This is a genomic window from Candidatus Hydrogenedentota bacterium, assembly GCA_019637335.1.
In the GTDB taxonomy this organism is placed as follows: Bacteria; Hydrogenedentota; Hydrogenedentia; order Hydrogenedentales; family JAEUWI01; genus JAEUWI01.
Genome location: JAHBVV010000002.1, coordinates 336,717 through 353,471 on the forward strand (window position 1 = coordinate 336,717; position 16,755 = coordinate 353,471).

The 16,755-nt window shown below is 65.3% G+C and carries 14 protein-coding genes; 9 read left to right on the top strand and 5 right to left on the bottom strand.

Annotation, left to right across the window (positions count from 1 at the left end; translation table 11 throughout):
* Positions 1-23: 23 nt before the first annotated feature.
* The gene (locus tag KF886_04860) at positions 24-476 is read right to left on the bottom strand and encodes an Hsp20/alpha crystallin family protein (GenBank protein MBX3176667.1); all 453 of its coding nucleotides are present in this window, start codon (positions 474-476) and stop codon (positions 24-26) included.
* Between the two features lie 421 nt (positions 477-897).
* Between KF886_04860 and KF886_04865 the strand changes: the two genes are divergently transcribed.
* The 7 genes from KF886_04865 to KF886_04895 all read left to right on the top strand — a co-directional run bounded on the left by KF886_04865 (position 898) and on the right by KF886_04895 (position 6,773).
* Positions 898-1,284, top strand: a complete 387-nt coding sequence (locus tag KF886_04865; GenBank protein MBX3176668.1) for an exosortase system-associated protein, TIGR04073 family — start codon at positions 898-900, stop codon at positions 1,282-1,284.
* A 117-nt stretch (positions 1,285-1,401) separates the two neighbouring features.
* Positions 1,402-1,668, top strand: coding sequence for a hypothetical protein (locus KF886_04870; GenBank protein MBX3176669.1), 267 nt, complete (start codon positions 1,402-1,404; stop codon positions 1,666-1,668).
* Positions 1,668-2,525, top strand: a complete 858-nt coding sequence (locus tag KF886_04875; protein ID MBX3176670.1) for an HDOD domain-containing protein — start codon at positions 1,668-1,670, stop codon at positions 2,523-2,525. Before KF886_04870 ends, KF886_04875 begins: the two co-directional genes overlap by 1 nt.
* A gap of 87 nt (positions 2,526-2,612) precedes the next feature.
* A complete protein-coding gene (gene recF / locus KF886_04880; protein ID MBX3176671.1) occupies positions 2,613-3,686 on the top strand; it encodes a DNA replication/repair protein RecF in 1,074 nt (357 codons plus the stop codon).
* Positions 3,673-4,047 carry a DUF721 domain-containing protein gene (locus KF886_04885; protein ID MBX3176672.1) on the top strand — a complete coding sequence of 125 codons (375 nt, stop codon included), beginning with the start codon at positions 3,673-3,675 and terminating at the stop codon, positions 4,045-4,047. The genes recF and KF886_04885 overlap by 14 nt, the downstream gene beginning before the upstream one ends.
* A gap of 536 nt (positions 4,048-4,583) precedes the next feature.
* Positions 4,584-5,186 (top strand): DUF3365 domain-containing protein, encoded by a 603-nt coding sequence (locus KF886_04890; protein MBX3176673.1) that lies wholly within the window; start codon positions 4,584-4,586, stop codon positions 5,184-5,186.
* Between the two features lie 42 nt (positions 5,187-5,228).
* Complete coding sequence (locus KF886_04895; GenBank protein ID MBX3176674.1) at positions 5,229-6,773, top strand: acyl CoA:acetate/3-ketoacid CoA transferase; 1,545 nt, start codon at positions 5,229-5,231, stop codon at positions 6,771-6,773.
* A gap of 120 nt (positions 6,774-6,893) precedes the next feature.
* Here the strand turns inward: KF886_04895 and KF886_04900 are convergent, their stop codons facing one another.
* The 3 genes from KF886_04900 to KF886_04910 all read right to left on the bottom strand — a co-directional run bounded on the left by KF886_04900 (position 6,894) and on the right by KF886_04910 (position 12,360).
* The gene (locus KF886_04900; GenBank protein MBX3176675.1) at positions 6,894-7,778 is read right to left on the bottom strand and encodes a PEP-CTERM sorting domain-containing protein; all 885 of its coding nucleotides are present in this window, start codon (positions 7,776-7,778) and stop codon (positions 6,894-6,896) included.
* A gap of 484 nt (positions 7,779-8,262) precedes the next feature.
* Complete coding sequence (locus KF886_04905; GenBank protein ID MBX3176676.1) at positions 8,263-9,954, bottom strand: FMN-binding protein; 1,692 nt, start codon at positions 9,952-9,954, stop codon at positions 8,263-8,265.
* A gap of 21 nt (positions 9,955-9,975) precedes the next feature.
* Positions 9,976-12,360: an FAD-dependent oxidoreductase gene (locus KF886_04910; protein ID MBX3176677.1), complete on the bottom strand. Its 2,385-nt coding sequence runs from the start codon at positions 12,358-12,360 to the stop codon at positions 9,976-9,978.
* A 558-nt stretch (positions 12,361-12,918) separates the two neighbouring features.
* Here KF886_04910 and KF886_04915 point away from each other — a divergent pair.
* Positions 12,919-13,653 carry a hypothetical protein gene (locus KF886_04915; protein MBX3176678.1) on the top strand — a complete coding sequence of 245 codons (735 nt, stop codon included), beginning with the start codon at positions 12,919-12,921 and terminating at the stop codon, positions 13,651-13,653.
* A gap of 51 nt (positions 13,654-13,704) precedes the next feature.
* Positions 13,705-14,463: a hypothetical protein gene (locus tag KF886_04920; GenBank protein ID MBX3176679.1), complete on the top strand. Its 759-nt coding sequence runs from the start codon at positions 13,705-13,707 to the stop codon at positions 14,461-14,463.
* A 163-nt stretch (positions 14,464-14,626) separates the two neighbouring features.
* Here the strand turns inward: KF886_04920 and KF886_04925 are convergent, their stop codons facing one another.
* Positions 14,627-16,639 carry a protein kinase gene (locus KF886_04925; protein MBX3176680.1) on the bottom strand — a complete coding sequence of 671 codons (2,013 nt, stop codon included), beginning with the start codon at positions 16,637-16,639 and terminating at the stop codon, positions 14,627-14,629.
* Between the last annotated feature and the right edge of the window lie 116 nt (positions 16,640-16,755).

The window sequence follows — 16,755 nt, forward strand, 5'->3', positions numbered from 1 at the left end:
GGGATGCGCTTACTAACAGGCGACTAGCTGACCTTCACGTCGATCTGTTTCGGGACGGCGGCTTCGGGCTTGGGCAGGGTCACGGTGAGGACGCCCTGCTCGAAGCTCGCTTCCACGCGGGCGACGTCGATGCCGCCGTTGATCCGGAAGCTCCGCTCGAATTCGCCCTCGGCGCGCTCGTAGCGGCGATAGCCCTTTTCCTCGTGCTTCTCTTCGCGCTTGCGCGCGCCGCTGATGGTGATGCGGTCGTCCAGCACGGAGACGTGAATGTCCTCCAGCTTCATGCCGGGCAAATCCGCCTCCAGGATGAAGGCGGCGTCCGTCTCGTGGATGTCGACCGCGGGCAGCCACGCGCCGGAGGCGGTCTGCCCGGCGACCGGCTCAATGCCGAAGAGGCGGTCGAACTGCTGTTCCAATTCACTGAAGCCCGCCCACGGGAAGGCGGTGCTGCGCTTTACGGGTACCAGGATGCTCATGGTGATTCTCCTTGCGGCTCGTTCCCGGGCCGGTGTTGAAGGTTTCATCTGCCTGGACAGGAGCGAAAGGCGTGCCGGGATGGGGCGCTGGACCGAGAAAGGGGCTAAGAAGTTTTGTTTCATAGGTTTAGGCGATAATCTGCGGGGCGGTCGTGTCGGACCGGAAGGTTGGCGGTGTCGCCTAATGAAGCGGATTGCTCTATTTCGAAGCGAGTTGCATGGATAACGCGCGCCCCGGCGGGCCGAGGGAGGCGGTTCTCCGGGGTTCCAGGGGGTGGAAATCAGGCCGGATACGTTCCGAAAATTGGTCGAGGTAGTTAATTGACAAGCCCCCCGGGCTGTGCTACACTCGACCCAGTAAACCATTTGGGAACGAGTTTGCACCTTACAATGAACAAACAACTGTGAACGTGGAGGGAGCATGTTGGCTACCAATCACCCGTTGATGCGCGTTGGCGTGGCGGTCCTGCTGGTCGGGGCGCTGCTGGTTCAGGTCGCGCCGGTTTCGGCGCAGCTCTACAACCCGGAGCTGGACCTGCCGAAGCCGACTGGTCTGGAGAAATCCCTGACCAAACTGGGCCGCGGCCTGTCGAACGTTCTGTTTGGCTGGGCGGAAATTCCGGTGACCTTTGACGAGAAGTACAAGCAGGGCAAGCCGCTGGCCTACCTGCTTGGCGTTGTTCCGGTGCTGGGCGGCGCGCGCGCCGTCATGCGCACGAGCACGGGCGTGTTCGAAATGGCGACCTTCCCCTTCACGGACAAGGCCGTCAACTACGACGCGGTTCTGGAACCCGAATATATTTTCTAATCGATGGTCAGGGCCCCACATGACGCCGCGTTACGCGACGTGTGGGGCTTTTTGATGATACCCGGCCGGTCTGTGGGACGTGCCGCTTGATCGGCATCGTGAAGGGTGGTTCCAGTCGTGATCACGTGGAAGAAGCAGGGCGAGGCGCTTGTGGGCAGCTTGACGCTACGCAACGCCAGCAAGGGCAGCGTGGTGCTCGTGGGGCCGGCAAGCAATCCCCGGGGCGCGACGCTGGTGATCCCCGGCGAGGATCCGAAGAAGCCGCAAATGGCGCTGCTTCCCGCGGGGTGCGACCAGATTACGCCGGGGCAGTATCTTGAAATCCTGTGCATGCAGGAGCGTGAACACGGCGAGCGGGGATTCCCCGCAACCGAGGTGGCCTAGTGGCGGCGGACGGCTTATTTGATATCGATACCCTGCTCGACGAGGTCGTGACCCTGCCGAGCCTGCCGGATTCCGTCGCCAAGCTCAACGAGATGCTGAACGATCCCGACGTCGAGTTGAAGGCGGTCGCCCATGTGATATCGTCGGACCCGGCCATCGCGCTCAAGACGCTCCGCCTGGTGAATTCCGCCTACTATGGCCTGGGCCAGGAAGTGACCAACGTCGAGCATGCGTCGGTGCTGCTGGGCGCGAAGGTCCTGAAGAACCTGGTTATGACCGCCACGGCCTTCGACTGCATGAAGTCCAGCGCCACGTCGTTCCTGCGGCATTCGGTCGCGTGCGGCATGGCGATGAAGGCTATCGCGCGGACGGGCGGCATTTCGGGGTTTCACGGGACCGAGGACGAGGCCTTCACCTTCGGCCTGATCCACGATATCGGCAAGGTGATCCTGGAAGAGTACCTCCCCGACGAGTACCAGGACGTGCGCGACGCGGTGCAGGAGGATGGCATTCCCTGGTACCGCGCGGAGCGCCGGGTCATCGGTGTGGATCACGCGGAGCTCGGCAGCCGCCTGGCGCAAAACTGGAAGCTGACGCCCCCGGTGGTGAACGCGATCCGCAGCCACCACGACCTGGCCGATTGCCCCGCGGAGTTTCAGGGCCTCGCGGCCTCGCTCTCGATCGCGAACCAGATTTGCAATCTCAGCGGGTACCGCGCGCACCCGGAGAATTACACCGAGGCCGTGGACGACATGTTTCCCGTGGCGGCCATCGACAGCGGGCGATTGCCGGCCATCACCGAGGAATACTTCAATTCGCGCGGCGCGATCGAGGAGCTGCTGGCGCTGGCGGATTAGCGGTTCCCGCGCGGGCGGAACGCCTGGTTAATCCCGCGATGCCCCGAGAGTGCCCCGCTCCACCGCAACCCCCGGTACCCCCAATTCATGTGGCTTACCCGCCTGACATGCCGCCGTTTCCGCTGCCTCGGCGATCTGGCGTTCCAACCGGAACCCGGCCTCAACATCATTCACGGCGACAACGCCCAGGGCAAGACGTCGCTGCTGGAAGCGCTGCTCTACACCTGCACCGCGCGGAGCCACCGCACCACGAACGAGGCCGAGCTCGCGCGCCACGGGGAGGACGGCTTCTCGGTCACCGCCGAAGCCCGCCGTTCCGACCGCGATGTCGCCATTGAGGCGTATTACTGGCAGAAAGCCAAGCGCTTCAAGGTCAATGGGGTCCCGCAGACGCGTATCAGCGATATTCTGGGCCGCATACACACGGTGTTCTTCTCGCCCGAGGATGTCGAGCTCGTGAAGGGGGGCGCGTCCGCGCGGCGGCGCTTTCTGGACATGGAGCTGGCCCAGATCAATCCCGGCTACCTCGCCGCGCTCCAGCAATACCGGCAAGCGCTCAAGCAGCGCAACAGCCTGCTAAAGCAGTTCAAGCCGGACCCCGCGTTGATTGAGGTATGGGATGCGCAGCTGGTCCCTCCCGGGGAGGTGCTGATGCGCGAGCGCGAGCGCTTTGTCCGCGAGCTCTCCAGCCGCGCGGCCGAGGCCTACCACCGGATTGCCGCGCGCGAGCCGCTGGCGCTTTCCTACGCGCCGGACCTCGATGGGCGGGAAAGCTTTGAGTCCATCCTGGCGCGCACGCGCGACAACGACATCCGCCGGAAGATCACGACGCGCGGCCCGCACCGCGACGATGTTGAGATTGCCGTTGATGGGCAGCCGGCGCGGGTTTTCGGTTCCCAGGGGCAGCAGAAGTCCGCCGCGCTCGCGTTGAAGCTGGCGGAGATCGGGCTCATCCGGGAACAGACCGGCGAGACGCCGATACTGCTGCTGGACGAGGTGCTTGCGGAGCTGGACGCGCACCGGGCGCAGCGTCTTTTTGAGGCGCTCGGGGATACGGTACAATGCCTGGTTACCACCACGGAGCGGGAGCTCACCGAGAAGATCGGCGGACGTCCCTACCGCCGTTACCAGATGACGCGAGGCCAACTTGAAGCGCAATAATCCCCAGGGCAGCCCCAAACGCGCCAAACCCCAGGGCGGCGCCAGGCGCAATAAGCTCGAAGGCGTCGGCGATATCCTCGCCGCGATGAAGCAGACCACGAACCTTGGCAAACACCTGGAGCACGCCGAGATCTGGGAGCACTGGCCCGAGATCGTGGGCGAGGCCACCGCCCAGCACGCCCGCCCGCGGGGCATCAAGGAATTGCAGCTGCGTATTGAGTGCGACAGCGCGGTGTGGATGCACAAGATCAACTACCGGAAGTGGCAGATCCTCAAGAAAATCAACCGACTCGCGGGGAAAGAGTTGGTCTCGGATATCTACGTAATGCTTCTGGGGGACGGGGAGGCGATGGAGGAGTGAAGGGGGAAGAGTGAAGGGGAAAGAGCCCGCTGCCGGCACACAGGTGAAGGGTTCGTATTCGAAATAGGAGATCTCCTGGCTTAAGGAGATGGAGATTTCTGATCTATCTGTGCGGATCTGCGCGAATCTTCAGGAAAACTGCTTCGTTGCGGCGAAAGGTTTGATCTATGTTCTCCGCGGCCGATCAGGTTTCTTGTTGCCTGGATGCCTGGCCGCGGATCTGGGAAAAGGCCGGCTTCATGATCTGTAACACTTTAGCCGTATGAAGTAGCGCCAGCCCATTCTTGTCATGCCGCGATACTACGACGAGCGTGCGCGAGGCCGGGAGCGCACTTTCATGGAAGGGCGGAATCGTGCCGTGGAGGAATCAACCCGACTGCATTCCGATCGAGTCTTACCCGCGCTTCAAATTCGCCGGCCCCCTCCGGCGCGCCATGTTCCCGTTGTCTCCCCGCACGCCCCCGGCGTATACTGATGGCGGTTCAATCGCTGCCCGCGCGCCGTTCGTGGCGCGCCTTGATCGGGGAGAAGTTATCATGCGCGTGAATCCCGTCCTATGTCTGATGTTCCTTTCGCTGTTTCTCCCGGCGCTCGCCCTGCCCGGATGTTCGGCCGATTTTGAGATCACGCGCTGGACCCCGGTTGCGCAGCCGGACCTTTCCGACGCCGAGAAGGTCCAGTTTGAGGCGGCGAACGCGGCGCGCGAGGCGATGTTCGGCGCGCTGATGGCCCGGCTTCAGGCGGCGATGCGGGAGGGCGGCGCGCCGGTGGCCATCGACGTCTGCCGCGCTGAGGCGCCCGCGATCGCCGCCGAGACCGGCGATGCGCGGGGCGTGCAAATCGGCCGGACCTCCTTCAAGCTGCGCAATCCCGAGAACGCGCCGCCCGCCTGGGCCGAGGCCCATGTTGAGGCGCGCCGCGCCGAACCGCTCGTCCTGCGGGGCGACAACGGCGCGCTGGCCGCCCTGTTCCCGATTATGCTCAAGCCCGAATGCGTGCAATGCCACGGCCCGGAAGACGCCATCGCGCCGGACGTGCTCGCGGCGATCAAAAAAGCCTACCCCGCGGATCAGGCGACCGGCTTTGCGGAGGGCGACCTCCGGGGCTGGTTCCACGTGACGGTTCCGCCGGCGTCCTGACCGCATTCCCGTTCCACCTCAGCTCCCGGAAAGTTTCCCACCATGCCCCAGATCGTATCTGCCGACGAAGCGGTGCGGCGCGTGCCCGAAGGCGCGACCGTGGCCGTGGTCCCTATGCCCAGCGAGGCCATCTACCCGGCGTTTCAGCGCGTTTTCGACGCCACCGGCTCGCCGAAGGATCTGACCGTCGTCTGGACCGCCGGCATCGGCCCCTTCAGCATGGAGCCGAAGGGGATGAACCACTTCGCGCGGGAAGGCATGCTCAGGCGGATCGTCGCCGGGCACATCGGCCTCAACCACGCCATCTCCGACCTCGTCGCGCGCGAGCGGATCGAGGCCTACAACCTCCCGCAGGGCGTGCTGGCGCAATTGTTCCGCGAGATTGCCGCGAAGCGCCCCGGCCTCTTCACCGAAATCGGGCTGGGAACGTTTGTGGACCCGCGAATCGAGGGCGGCAAGATGAATGCGCGCACCCGCGATTGCGAGGATCTCGTCGTCCGCGTGGATGTCCTCGGCCAGGAAAAGCTCCTCTACAGGACCTTTCCAATACACGCCGCGATCATCCGGGGAACGGCGGCGGATCCCAACGGCTCCATCTCCTCCGAAGATGAAGCCCTCGACATGGAGTGCCTGGAAGCGGCCATGGCCGCGCGCAATTGCGGCGGCATCGTCATCGCGCAGGTGGAGCGCCTCACGGATATACCGCACCGCCCCCACGACGTCTATGTGCCTGGCCTGTTCGTCGACTACATCGTCGTCGCCGGGTCGCGCCAGGAACATCCGCACACGATGTTCGTGGAGCACGACCCCAGCTACTCCGGCCAGGCGCGCGCGGACCTGACCAACGCCGTACAGCCGATGCCCCTGGGCGCCGAGAAGATCATCTGCCGCCGCGCCGTGCTGGAAATGCGCGCCGGGATGGTGATGAACCTCGGCATCGGCATCCCCATGGGGGTGGCCCGCGTGGCCCATGAGGAAGGCCTGCTCGAAAAGGTTACGCTGAACACCGAGGTCGGTATCATCGGCGGCCTGCCGGAAGGGGGCAAGAACTTCGGCCCCGCGAAGAACCCCGTCGCCTTTCTCACGCAGCCGGCCATGTTCGACTTCTACGACGGCGGCGGGCTCGACCTGGCCTGCCTCGGCATGGCGCAGACCGACGCCGACGGCAATGTGAATGTGAGCAAGCTCGGCCCGCGCCTCATCGGCTGCGGCGGATTCATCAACATCACGCAGTCCGCCCGGAAATGCGTCTTCTGCGGGGAGTTTGCCGCGGGCGGCTTCGACGCGGCGGTGGAGAACGGCGCGCTCGCGATCCGGCAGGACGGCAAGATTGCGAAGTTCGTGGCGGCGGTGGAGCAAATCACCTTCAGCGGCATCCAGGGCCGAAAGAAAGGCCACGACGTGCTCTACGTCACGGAACGCTGCGTGTTCCAGCTCGCGCCCGAGGGCCTGCTCCTCAAGGAGATCGCCCCCGGCGTCGACCTCCAGCGCGACATCCTCGACCGCATGCAATTCCGCCCCACCGTGCCCGACGCCGTGCCCCTCATGGACGCGAGAATCTTCCAGGAAGGCCCGATGGGGCTGTAGCAACGCCCGCGTCCTGGCGGCGCGGCGACCCAAGAGGGACAGCGGCACGGATGCCGATCCCGATCAGACGGGATCAGCATCCGTGCGGTGGGCGATCGCCGCGTGCGCGCGGACGCACGCCTACCGGCGCATTGAGCGCTTTCTAATGACCAGTCCCGCCAGGCCCAGAGCGATGATGCCCAGGCTGGCCGGCTCGGGGATGGGCGGCCTGCCGTTGACGTCCAGGGAGACCAACCCCATCACCTCAACCGGGAGAAGATCCCCATACGGATCAATGATTCCCACTCCGGAGCCCGTTTCGAAACCCGGGCCCTCGGCCCACACGAACAGCGAATAGCTCAATGTAAACGAATCGCCGCTCGCAAAGGGTCCCAGGGCAATCTGATCCACAATCGGATCAACGTGGGCATACATCCAGCTTGGCAGATACGGACCTCCCGGGTATTGTATGGGCTCGGTGAGCGTATATGCCGCGGATACGCCTTCCTGGAGTACGGAGATTCCGCCGTATTTGCCGCCAATAAACTCGGATCGGCTCCGCCAGATCTCCGCCCCATTAAGCAGGACCTCCACTTCATATCCCGCCGCCATCACGGGGCCGGACGCATAGTCCACGATCAGCATGTCCACTCCGAGGACTTCGATCGCGAATAGGCCTTCCATGTAGCCGCCGGACATATTCGAATAGGTCTCGCTCCACGACGCCAGAGCTTCGAGGCGAATGTGCGGCTCACCGCCGGCGCCCCCATAGGCCGCATAGGCCGACAGCAGGCCCGTTTCCGACGAGGCCGCCGCCGATTCGCCATTGGACGCCACAGCCTGCGATTCCACGACGCCGCCCGATCCGGACTGGGGATCTTCCACCAGTAGGGTAAGCCCCATACCATCCCGCAAATCCTCAAATCCCCGGGCGTCCGTCTCAAGCGTCAGGGCCTCCGACCACCCGCACATGAGAATCATGCCAAACACGATTGCCGTCGTCATGATTACGTTCTTCGCTGACATCGTCACATCCTTTCCAAATCCAGTCAATGGATCTCCCCGGGTGCGATGTCCTGGGCCCGCTCAGGGCATTGCCCCAGCGCAATGCACTTCACAGTGGTTGGGGCTGCATTAATCGTGCCCGAATCGCGCGGGATGTTCCCGGCAACAGCCCGTCTCCTTCACGCCGGAGACGGATGGGTTCGGACGCGGCGACCCGTGACGGCTCAATGCCTTGACAACAAAGCGCTTAGAAGATATGGTCGAAATGGACAGGGACAAGCGCTTATTTGAACAACTAGATAGGAGTCATATTATCACCATCGGATAGGTCGCGCGATTGGACGCCAATGAGCTGGCCAGCGACAAGAAATCGTGTGCGCGCGTGAACAACTTTTTATCGCCACTTACCGGTCGACAACATGGTCCTGCCCCATGAACAAATGCGACCTCCCGCTTCACACAAGTGTAACAATTGCGCGATCCTGTCATTGTGCCCCTTCGAGATTCAGGACCAATACCCCAACCCAATCGCCAGCACCAGCAGCGCCGCTGCGAGCGCGTCGCGGCGATTGAGACGGGTCTCGTGGGGACGGCGGCGCGCGTACTCCAGCACGAGCCCCGTGGGGCAGCCGTACTTGCAGTAGGCCTGCGGGATGACCGCCGAGGCCGCCAGCCCGACGAGGGCGATGGTGATGGTCGCGGCGCCGCCGATGCCGAAGATCCACGCGTCGAAGGGTTCGAGCGCGGACAGGCTCACGGGCAGGGCCGCCGCCGCGATCGCCACGCCGCCGAGCAACACCAGGAATGGCGCGACGCCAAGCGCGCGGCGCCAGCGGTGCGGCAGCTGCACACGCCCGGGCGTCCATCGGAATAGCAGGGCCTGCGCCGCGCCGTGGGGACAGAGGTGCTGGCAGTAGACCGGCTTGCCGGTGGCCCAGGGGATAATCAGGGCCGCGGCGACGAGCGCGACGAGACCGGGCGCGCGCTGCAGCGGTACGGCGCCGCCGGCCCATCCGCCCAGCACCGCGAGCGAGACCATGTCCCCCGCCCAGAGCCCGAGCGCGGCGATGAGGTAGAGCTGGAGCGCCACGCGCGTGGCGGGCCGGGCGCGCAGCCGCGTAAACGAGACGATACAGCCGAAAACCAGCGCCCCAATCGTGATCGCGTCGCGCAGTCCCGGCTGGAATCCGGCGGTGACGATCACGGCTGGTTCCGGCGGATTCACGTATATGCCCGCGCGGTGGATGGCGGCCTGCATGGTGGCCGCGCTGGTGATCGTGGCGCCGGAGACCCCGTCCGTCCAGACGGCTTCGGGGTCCAGGGCGGCAAAGTCCTCAAGGGACATACCCCGGTGTTTCTCGCGGAAATATCGGTCGTTGCGAACGTAGTCGGCGTAGCGCTGGTTGTCCCAACTGCGCCCGAGCGTCACGCCGGAAACGGCGCCCTCCGAATCGAGGCCAATCAGCGCGTCGGAGGGGCCCTGATAGCCGGGGATGGCGTCGCCATGGGGCGCGCTCCGCAGCAGCGCGCCGATTGCGGTTCCCACGCCATCGTGAACCACCATCGCGCCGGTCTCGGGGTCGGGCGTATCCACGCGCGCCGCCTCGGGAAAAATCCGCTGGACATCCGCCAGGGCCACCGCCTCCGGGAACTTCAGCGAGGGCGGTTTCCCGCCCAGGCGCACCGCGACGGACTCCACAATGGCCAGGCTGGTGAGCGTCGCCCCGGAAACGGCGTCCACGGCCGCCGTGTTGTTCTCTCCGCCCGGGCGCCAGCCGCGGAATGCCTCGAAAAAGCCCGGGGCGTTGCGGACCGCGGCGGCGTGCTCGGGCGTGTCCCCGCTCCAGAGCAGGCGCGCGCCCGTAACGGCGCCGTCCGTGTCCAGCGCGAGCAGCACATCGGAGGGGCCGGCGTAGCCCACGGCCCGCGCGCTTTGGGGCAGCGTTTTCACGGCAAAGCCCAGCACGGCGTCGTCCTCGCCGAGCACCGTCGTCAGGTCATCTCCGGGGCGCAGGGCGGCGGCGTCGGGATAGAGCGCTCGCGCCTGATCGAGCGAAGGCGCCGTCTCGCCGCCCGTTCCCGCCCCGCCGTGCAGCCGGAGGACGAGCAACACGCCGCCGATCATCGCGGCGCGAAAAAGGCGCACGCCCCAGTGCCGGAGGCGTGCGCCGCGGGTTGTCTTGGTCGGCGTATCCAAAGCCCGGACTACCGCGCGCCGCTAATCTCGAACGCGCACAAGCTGGATCGCGTCCGTGTGCACCGCGCCGCCGCCGCCCGCCGCGTGCACCGTCACCACCGGCTGGTCGCCCGCCGCGAAGCGAAACACGCCGAGCGGCTCGAAGCCCTGCTCGCCGGAAGCCGGGACCTTCATGTTCACCAGCACTTGCGTGTCGCCATCCGCGCCGTGCACCACGATACGCGCGCGGTCCGCGCGGTTCTCGTGCGGCTGGTGGGCGTGGCGCACCTCATAGCGGCCCGCGTTCTCGATGGTCGCGTGGTAGGTCGCGGTCGCGCCGCCGCTCGCGTACACATATCCGTAGGCCACAAAGCCCTTGAGACCGGTGCTCGTGCTCCAATCGCCGTCCTTTTCCGCCGCCATATCGTCCACCACGATGCCGGAAAGCGCCGTCGGGTCGATGCCCAGATACGGCCCCAGCGCGGGCGCCCGGTCGAGCGCGTCGGCGGGGATGATGATCTCGTCGCGCACCGTCGCGCGGCGCGCCTTGCCGGGCAGCTCCAGCATGTCCAGCAGTTGCGGGAGGTGATCCTCGTAGACCCCGCGCGGGGTGGTTCCGCGTTCAATGCAGATCGACGCCGCCTTCCCCACCACCTCGCCCACCATGCCGAGCGTCTGCATGACGCGCACGGTGCCGAGGGCCTCGTGGGTCACGCTGATGTTCCGGCCGGCCATGAACAGGTTCTCGATATTCCGCGAGTAGAAGCTGCGGTAGGGCACGGGATACCCGTAGAGCCGGTCCACGCGGTGGTCAAAGGCCGCGTAGGAAATGAACGGGTTTTCGGGGTATTTCTTCATGAACTGCTCTTTGGGGTAGTGCAGATCGATGGACCACGTGCTCGGAACGCACCCGTCCGGAAATTCCCGCTTCGTGATGATGTCCTCCTCCGTCAGCACCACGTCTCCCATGAGCCGCCGCGACTCGCGCGGGCCGCCGATATACGCGATCCACTCCAGGTACGCGTTCTGGTGCTCCGCGGCGCCGCCCCGGTTCTTCATCGCGTTGAACGCGCCATACGCGGCGCGCAGGTTCCAGTCGCGGATGCCCTCCGCGTCGTTCAGCGGGTCCTTGTCGAAGCCGCTCTCCCAGAACCACTCCGCGTGATACTCCCGCGGATAGGGGAAATCCTCCATCTCCAGGTCCAGCGCCCAGGGCGTCTCCGGAAAGGGCACGGGCGCCTCGGCCTCGGCCCACCGCCACATATTGCTCATCCCCATGCGGCCCACCGGCGTCATCTCCCAGTCCGCCCCGGCCACCGCGCCGATCACCCCGTGGCCCGTCGCATCGACAAATAGGGGCGCGCGGAAAAGCTTGCGCTCGGAGGTCCGCGTGTCGAACGCGAGCACCCCCGCAATGCGGTTCACTTCCTTTTCCACGTCGTAGGCGTGGTGGTTCAGGAAGAGATCGATATTCTTTTCCGCGCGGACCACCGCCTCCTTATGCTCGTCCTCGAATTCCTCCGCGCGCCCCGGCGATTTCGTCGCGCTGTCGGCAATTTCGGAGATAATCTCGCCAATGCGGGGGTACTTGCCGCGCCGGATCAGGCCCTGCGCCCACACGCGCACCTCGGAGGATCCGTTGCCGCCCAGCACCGGGCGGTTCTGCACCAGCGCCACGCGCAGGCCCATGCGCGCCGCCGAGATTGCGCTGCCCATGCCCGCGTAGCCGCCGCCCACCACCACCAGGTCGTAGTCCGGAAGTTCCACCGGCTCGGGCGGCAGGCCCAGCCGCTCCAGGCGCCATGGCCCGAGAATATCCTCCGTCTCGGGCGGCGCGTCGTTCTCGTCCGTGGTGAAATAGATCGCGTCCGCGCGCCCGTCAAAGCCCGTCAGGTCCCGCAGCGCCACCGTCGCCGACGTCCCCGGAATGTCCACCGTGCCGCCGTATTCCCAGTGCCACTCCGCGCCCGTGTCCCCGAAGACCTCCGGCAGCGCCTCCCCGTTCACGAGCAGTTGGAAGCGGCCCGGATCCCCCTCCGCGCCCCAGCGCTCGACCCAGTCCTTCGTCCGCACGTAGACGTGGTAGGTTCCGGCGGCTGGAAACGACACCTCCCCCGACGCGTCCTCCACCGGGCGGCCCAGGCCGTGCGCCAGCAGATACGGCGAGCCCATCTCATGGATGAACTGCGTATCCAGCTTCCACCCGCCATGCGCCGAGAGCCCCTCCGCCTCCACCAGCACCCCGTTTGCCCCCGCCACCGGCGCGGACAGCAGCGCCGCAAGAACCAATACAACCACGAAAAGCCCGAACCCGGGCCACGATTTCTTCATAAGGCCTCCTTCAAGGAACGTAATTCTCTGGCCGTCTGAAGTAGTCACCCTCGTCGCACCCAACGGTGGCGGCTCTCGGTGATCGAACACCGTCATCCCCACGAAAGTGGGGATCCAGAGACCATGCAACGTTAACCTCGCAAAGCCTCTGGATTCCCGCCTTCGCGGGAATGACGAATACATCCAGTGTAAGTAAGGCATCTCGTATCGGAGATACGCCTCACTTCGGACGGCTAAAGTATTACCACGGAACAAACACGAGCGCGGAGAAAAGCGCCGCGACAAAGGCCCAGTGTAAGCAAAGCACCCCCCGCGATGCGAACCCACAGAAGAGAAGGGCCACCCATACTCGTTCCCTCGGTCCGCCGTGGGAATGCATGCCGTTCCGCTCTGCGGAACAAACGCCGCTGTTCAAGCTCGAACCAGCAGAACGCTGGGGGGGCAGCGTTTCACTGGTCCGATGGTATACTGATCACGAGGACCTGTGATTGCGCTCGCCTACCGGACTCGGCGACCGAACACACAAGGCGGCCATGGCGTCAGGCTCCTGCTCCGGTGGCGGTCATAAGACATATGCAACGCGCTCGCACCGGTGGTGACGGTGTCGGGCGCGGAATAGGGAACTGTGGGGCGCGCCAGGAGATTACGGTAAACATGATACAGTTGATTCGAAACGCAAGCACGCTCGCACTGGTCGCTTCCGCGCCGTTCTCGAATGCGGAAGAAATGGTGCAGATCCTGAACACGGGCCTGTGGCACGGCAACGAAGTCACGGTAGACGCGGGCGCGGATTGGTGGGGGATCTTTCCGGAGGGTGACGGCTTCACGCTGCAAGCCGCGCCCGTAACGATAACGGTGGAGCACGATGCCATCGTCGATGCCGAAGGCGAGGCCACGGGCAAGCGTGTGAGCGTGCCCCAGGAGGCGGAACCGGTATTGCTGGTGCGGGGGATTGCGGGGCTCAAAGAAGGACGGCTCGCCCCTCTCTACCACCAGCCGCACTATGCCTACCTCTTTCCAAGTCAAACGCTGTGGCTCCGCATCAAGGACGGGGAACACAAATTGGCGCGAACTGTGGCCGCGCTTGGGACCACGGAAGAGAACGGTATTACGCCCGAGCCCTTTGTCCACAACTACACACTGAAACTCTACGCTGGAAGTCATCCTGTGACGTCGAGTCAGGTGCTCTACACCGCCGAAAGGGTTTACGAAGAAGCGCGGCCTTCCATCGTATGGGCGGGCGATATTGATCGCGATGGCCAGGTCGACCTGCTGCTCAATACCACCTATCATTACAACGTGACGCGGCTCGTTCTCTACCTCTCCAGCGCCGCGAAAGAGGGCGAGCTTGTGGGCAAAGTGGCTGAATGGCGGACGACCGGATGTTGAGCGGCAACGGCGTCGAAGAAATCGAGCACAAGAACCAACAGGGGCATCGGCATGCACTTCCGCACGTTTAATATCGCGTTTCTAGTCCTCCTGATGGCCCTGATGAATGTTGGAGCCGAAGAAACTTACCAGATTCTTCTGCCGGGAGCGTGGCAAGGTCAAGGTATAGTTGCGGAGTCGGGCCCTGATTGGTGGGGCATTTTCCCAGACGGCGATGGATTCACTTTACAGCATGCTCCGGTGACCATAACGCCCGTTCATAACGCCATGATGGATCGCGAGGGAGAGATGACCGGGAAGAGAGTCGCCATCCCTCAGGAAACGGCGCCCGTGCTGCTGATCCAGGGCCTGAGGGATCCCGTAGAGGGGCCGGTATTGCCCGCCACCCTGCAACCATTGGATTGGCCGTCGGAGCAAGCGACACCCCTCCGGCAGAACGCCTTTCTCTTTCCCGGCCAGTCCCATCGTCTCACCCTGCCAACGGACAAGATCCGGCTGACGGCTGTGGGTACCGCGGAAGAGAACCCCGAATTCCACCATGCGGACCTGGTGAACTATCAGATAAAGATGTATCGCGGAACAGATGAAAAAGCGGTCTCGCAGGTTCTTACGACCATTCCACGGATGGGCGATCTCGGTGAACCCTATCTGGTCTGGGCGGGCGATATCGATCGTGACGGAAAAATCGACCTGATCTATGATTTGTCCGACCACTACATCAAGACACACCTCGCGCTCTTCTTGTCCAGCGCGGCAAAGGCGGGGGAACTGGTGGGGCTGGTTGCGGAGTGGAAGCGGCACTCCTGCTGAGATAATGAGGTGGCAGGTCTAATTGCCGGGCGGCAGTGGCCGTTGCGAACTCGTTCCCACGGTCCGCCGTGGGAATGCGTACCGTTCCCCTCCGCGATATCAACGCCGCTGTGCTTCGCTGGCCCTTCGGGCCGAAGACCGCGCCGCTGCGCATCGCCCTCCCTCAACCCGCGAGGTCTTCGTGGAGATCGCGTTCGGGGACGAGGACGAGGATCCAGAGCTGTTGTTCGGTTCCGAGGCGGAATGTGCGGCGGGCGGCCCACCAGAAGCCGGCCCCGGTGTCGATGTGGCGGATGGTGTCCGGGCGGCCATCGCCGAAGGCGTCGAGTGCGCGGGCGGCGGTATCGAGGCCGGCATTGGCCGGGGTCTTGAGAAAGGCCCGCTTCCAGGCGTCGGGATCGGGCAGGCTTGGGGCGCGCGGCAGGCCGACGAGCTCGCCGCCGGGGGTGAGCACGAGCACGATCCCGTTGTCGGTCGGCGCCTTGCGGGTGGTGTAGGCGGTGATGTCCTCGAGGAGCACGTCGAAGGCCACCACATGATCGAAGCCATCGCCGGGATCGAAGGTGGTGCTGGCCGTTATGCCGAGGTCCTTCGTGGTGAAGAAGACGTAGGGCGCGGTCCAGTGCGCGTCCGCGCCGCCTTCGTCCCGCCGGGCAATGGCGCCCTGGTACCAGGGGCGCGCCCGGGGATCGTAATCGGGCATGGACACTTCCTCGCTCCGGGCCAACGGGTCCGCGCCGGTCCATTCCACCCAGCGCACCCGATCGGGGGATTGATCGCGCTGCGTAATCCGGTTGCGCCACGTGCGTTCCCCGCCGCCGTGCGGCTCGATCGAGAGCAGCATGTGCTCGCGCCCGCGGCTGTCGGCGATGAGCAGCGAGGAGATCTGCGGGTAGTGCGCGATGAGCGGGGCGAGCAGCCGGTTGAGGGCGTCGGGATCGTCCTTGTTGAGGAGGCCGGCGGCCCCCCACGCCCGCGCGACCGCGAGCTGCTGCTCGACGGGCTCGAAGAAAAGGCGGAGCCACTCCTCGGTTTCGTCCAGCGTCTTTTCCAGGACCAGGGCGGAAAGCACGCCCACCATGCGCTGCTGGTCCTGGGCGCGCTGGTGCTCCGCCCGCGCGCGGTTCCAGAGGGTGACGCCGGTGACGAGGCCGCCGAGGAGCGCGAGGAACAGCGCGGCGCCGAGGGTCGCCGGGACGGGGTTGCGCCGGTACCATCGCCAGGCCCGGTCCAGCCGCCCGATGGGCCGCGCGAGGATGGGGAGACCGTTTTGCACCCGCGCGAATTCCGCCGCAAGCTCTTCCGCCGAGGCATAGCGGCGGGCGGGATCCTTCTCCAGACACTTGAGGCAGATCGTCTCCAGATCGCGCGGAATGGCCGGGTTCAGTTGGCGCGGCGGCACGGGTTCGTCGTGGATCACCTGCTGCATCGTCTCGAAGCCGGTCGCCGCCTGGAACGGGGGTCGGCCGGCAAGCAGGCGGTACAGCATCGCCCCGAGCGCGTAGATATCCGACGGCGGCCCGACCTCCTCGGTTTTGCCGGCGGCCTGTTCGGGCGCCATGTAGTAAACCGATCCGAGGATGGTGCCGGTGCGGGTCAACTCGCCGTCGTCCTTCATGCGCTTGGCGAGCCCGAAATCGGCGATGCGCGGCGTGATCCCCCCCTCCAGCAGGATGTTGCTGGGTTTCAGATCGCGGTGGATTACGCCCTGGCCGTGGGCGTAGGCGACCGCCTCGGCTATCGCGCGCATGAGGGGGATGGCGTCCTCCGGGCTCAGGGGGCGATCGGCCACGCGATCGGCCAGGCTCGGGCCGTCGACGTAGGCCATGGAGAAGTAGTGGAGCCCCTCGTGCTCGCCGAATTCGTACACCGGGACAATGCCGGGATGGCTCAGGTTGGCCGAGGCCTCGGCCTCAATGAGGAACCGGCGGATCTCTTCGCCGGACGCGAGCTGCCCGCTGAGAATGACCTTCACCGCGACAATGCGCTTGAGCGTGCTCTGCCGGGCCTTGTAAACGACGCCCATGCCGCCGCGGGCGATTTCCTCGAGGAGTTCATAGGCCCCGAAATAGCGGATCTTGCCGATCTCGATTGAAGCGGCCGCGCGCTCGGTATCCGGCGGGCCGATGCGGGTTTCCGCGTAGGGATCGCAGGATCCCGAAGACTTCTCGGCCATGCGTTTTCGCGCCCCTCGTGCTCGTTCACCTCACCAGGCGCGCCGCCCGGCACACCGCCGGAGCGCGCCCCGGTAGTGTACCCCATGCCGGCGCAATTTGCACGGCCCGGGCCGCG

What these genes read in the sequence shown, in the direction of transcription:
- KF886_04910 (MBX3176677.1), bottom strand. Translation starts at nt 12,360, where the DNA reads ATGACGGTGTTCGATCACCGAGAGCCGCCACCGTTGGGTGCGACGAGG.
- KF886_04920 (MBX3176679.1), top strand. Translation starts at nt 13,705, where the DNA reads ATGCACTTCCGCACGTTTAATATCGCGTTTCTAGTCCTCCTGATGGCC.
- KF886_04915 (MBX3176678.1), top strand. Translation starts at nt 12,919, where the DNA reads ATGATACAGTTGATTCGAAACGCAAGCACGCTCGCACTGGTCGCTTCC.
- KF886_04895 (MBX3176674.1), top strand. Translation starts at nt 5,229, where the DNA reads ATGCCCCAGATCGTATCTGCCGACGAAGCGGTGCGGCGCGTGCCCGAA.
- KF886_04890 (MBX3176673.1), top strand. Translation starts at nt 4,584, where the DNA reads ATGCGCGTGAATCCCGTCCTATGTCTGATGTTCCTTTCGCTGTTTCTC.
- KF886_04900 (MBX3176675.1), bottom strand. Translation starts at nt 7,778, where the DNA reads ATGTCAGCGAAGAACGTAATCATGACGACGGCAATCGTGTTTGGCATG.
- recF (MBX3176671.1), top strand. Translation starts at nt 2,613, where the DNA reads ATGTGGCTTACCCGCCTGACATGCCGCCGTTTCCGCTGCCTCGGCGAT.
- KF886_04925 (MBX3176680.1), bottom strand. Translation starts at nt 16,639, where the DNA reads ATGGCCGAGAAGTCTTCGGGATCCTGCGATCCCTACGCGGAAACCCGC.
- KF886_04860 (MBX3176667.1), bottom strand. Translation starts at nt 476, where the DNA reads ATGAGCATCCTGGTACCCGTAAAGCGCAGCACCGCCTTCCCGTGGGCG.
- KF886_04865 (MBX3176668.1), top strand. Translation starts at nt 898, where the DNA reads ATGTTGGCTACCAATCACCCGTTGATGCGCGTTGGCGTGGCGGTCCTG.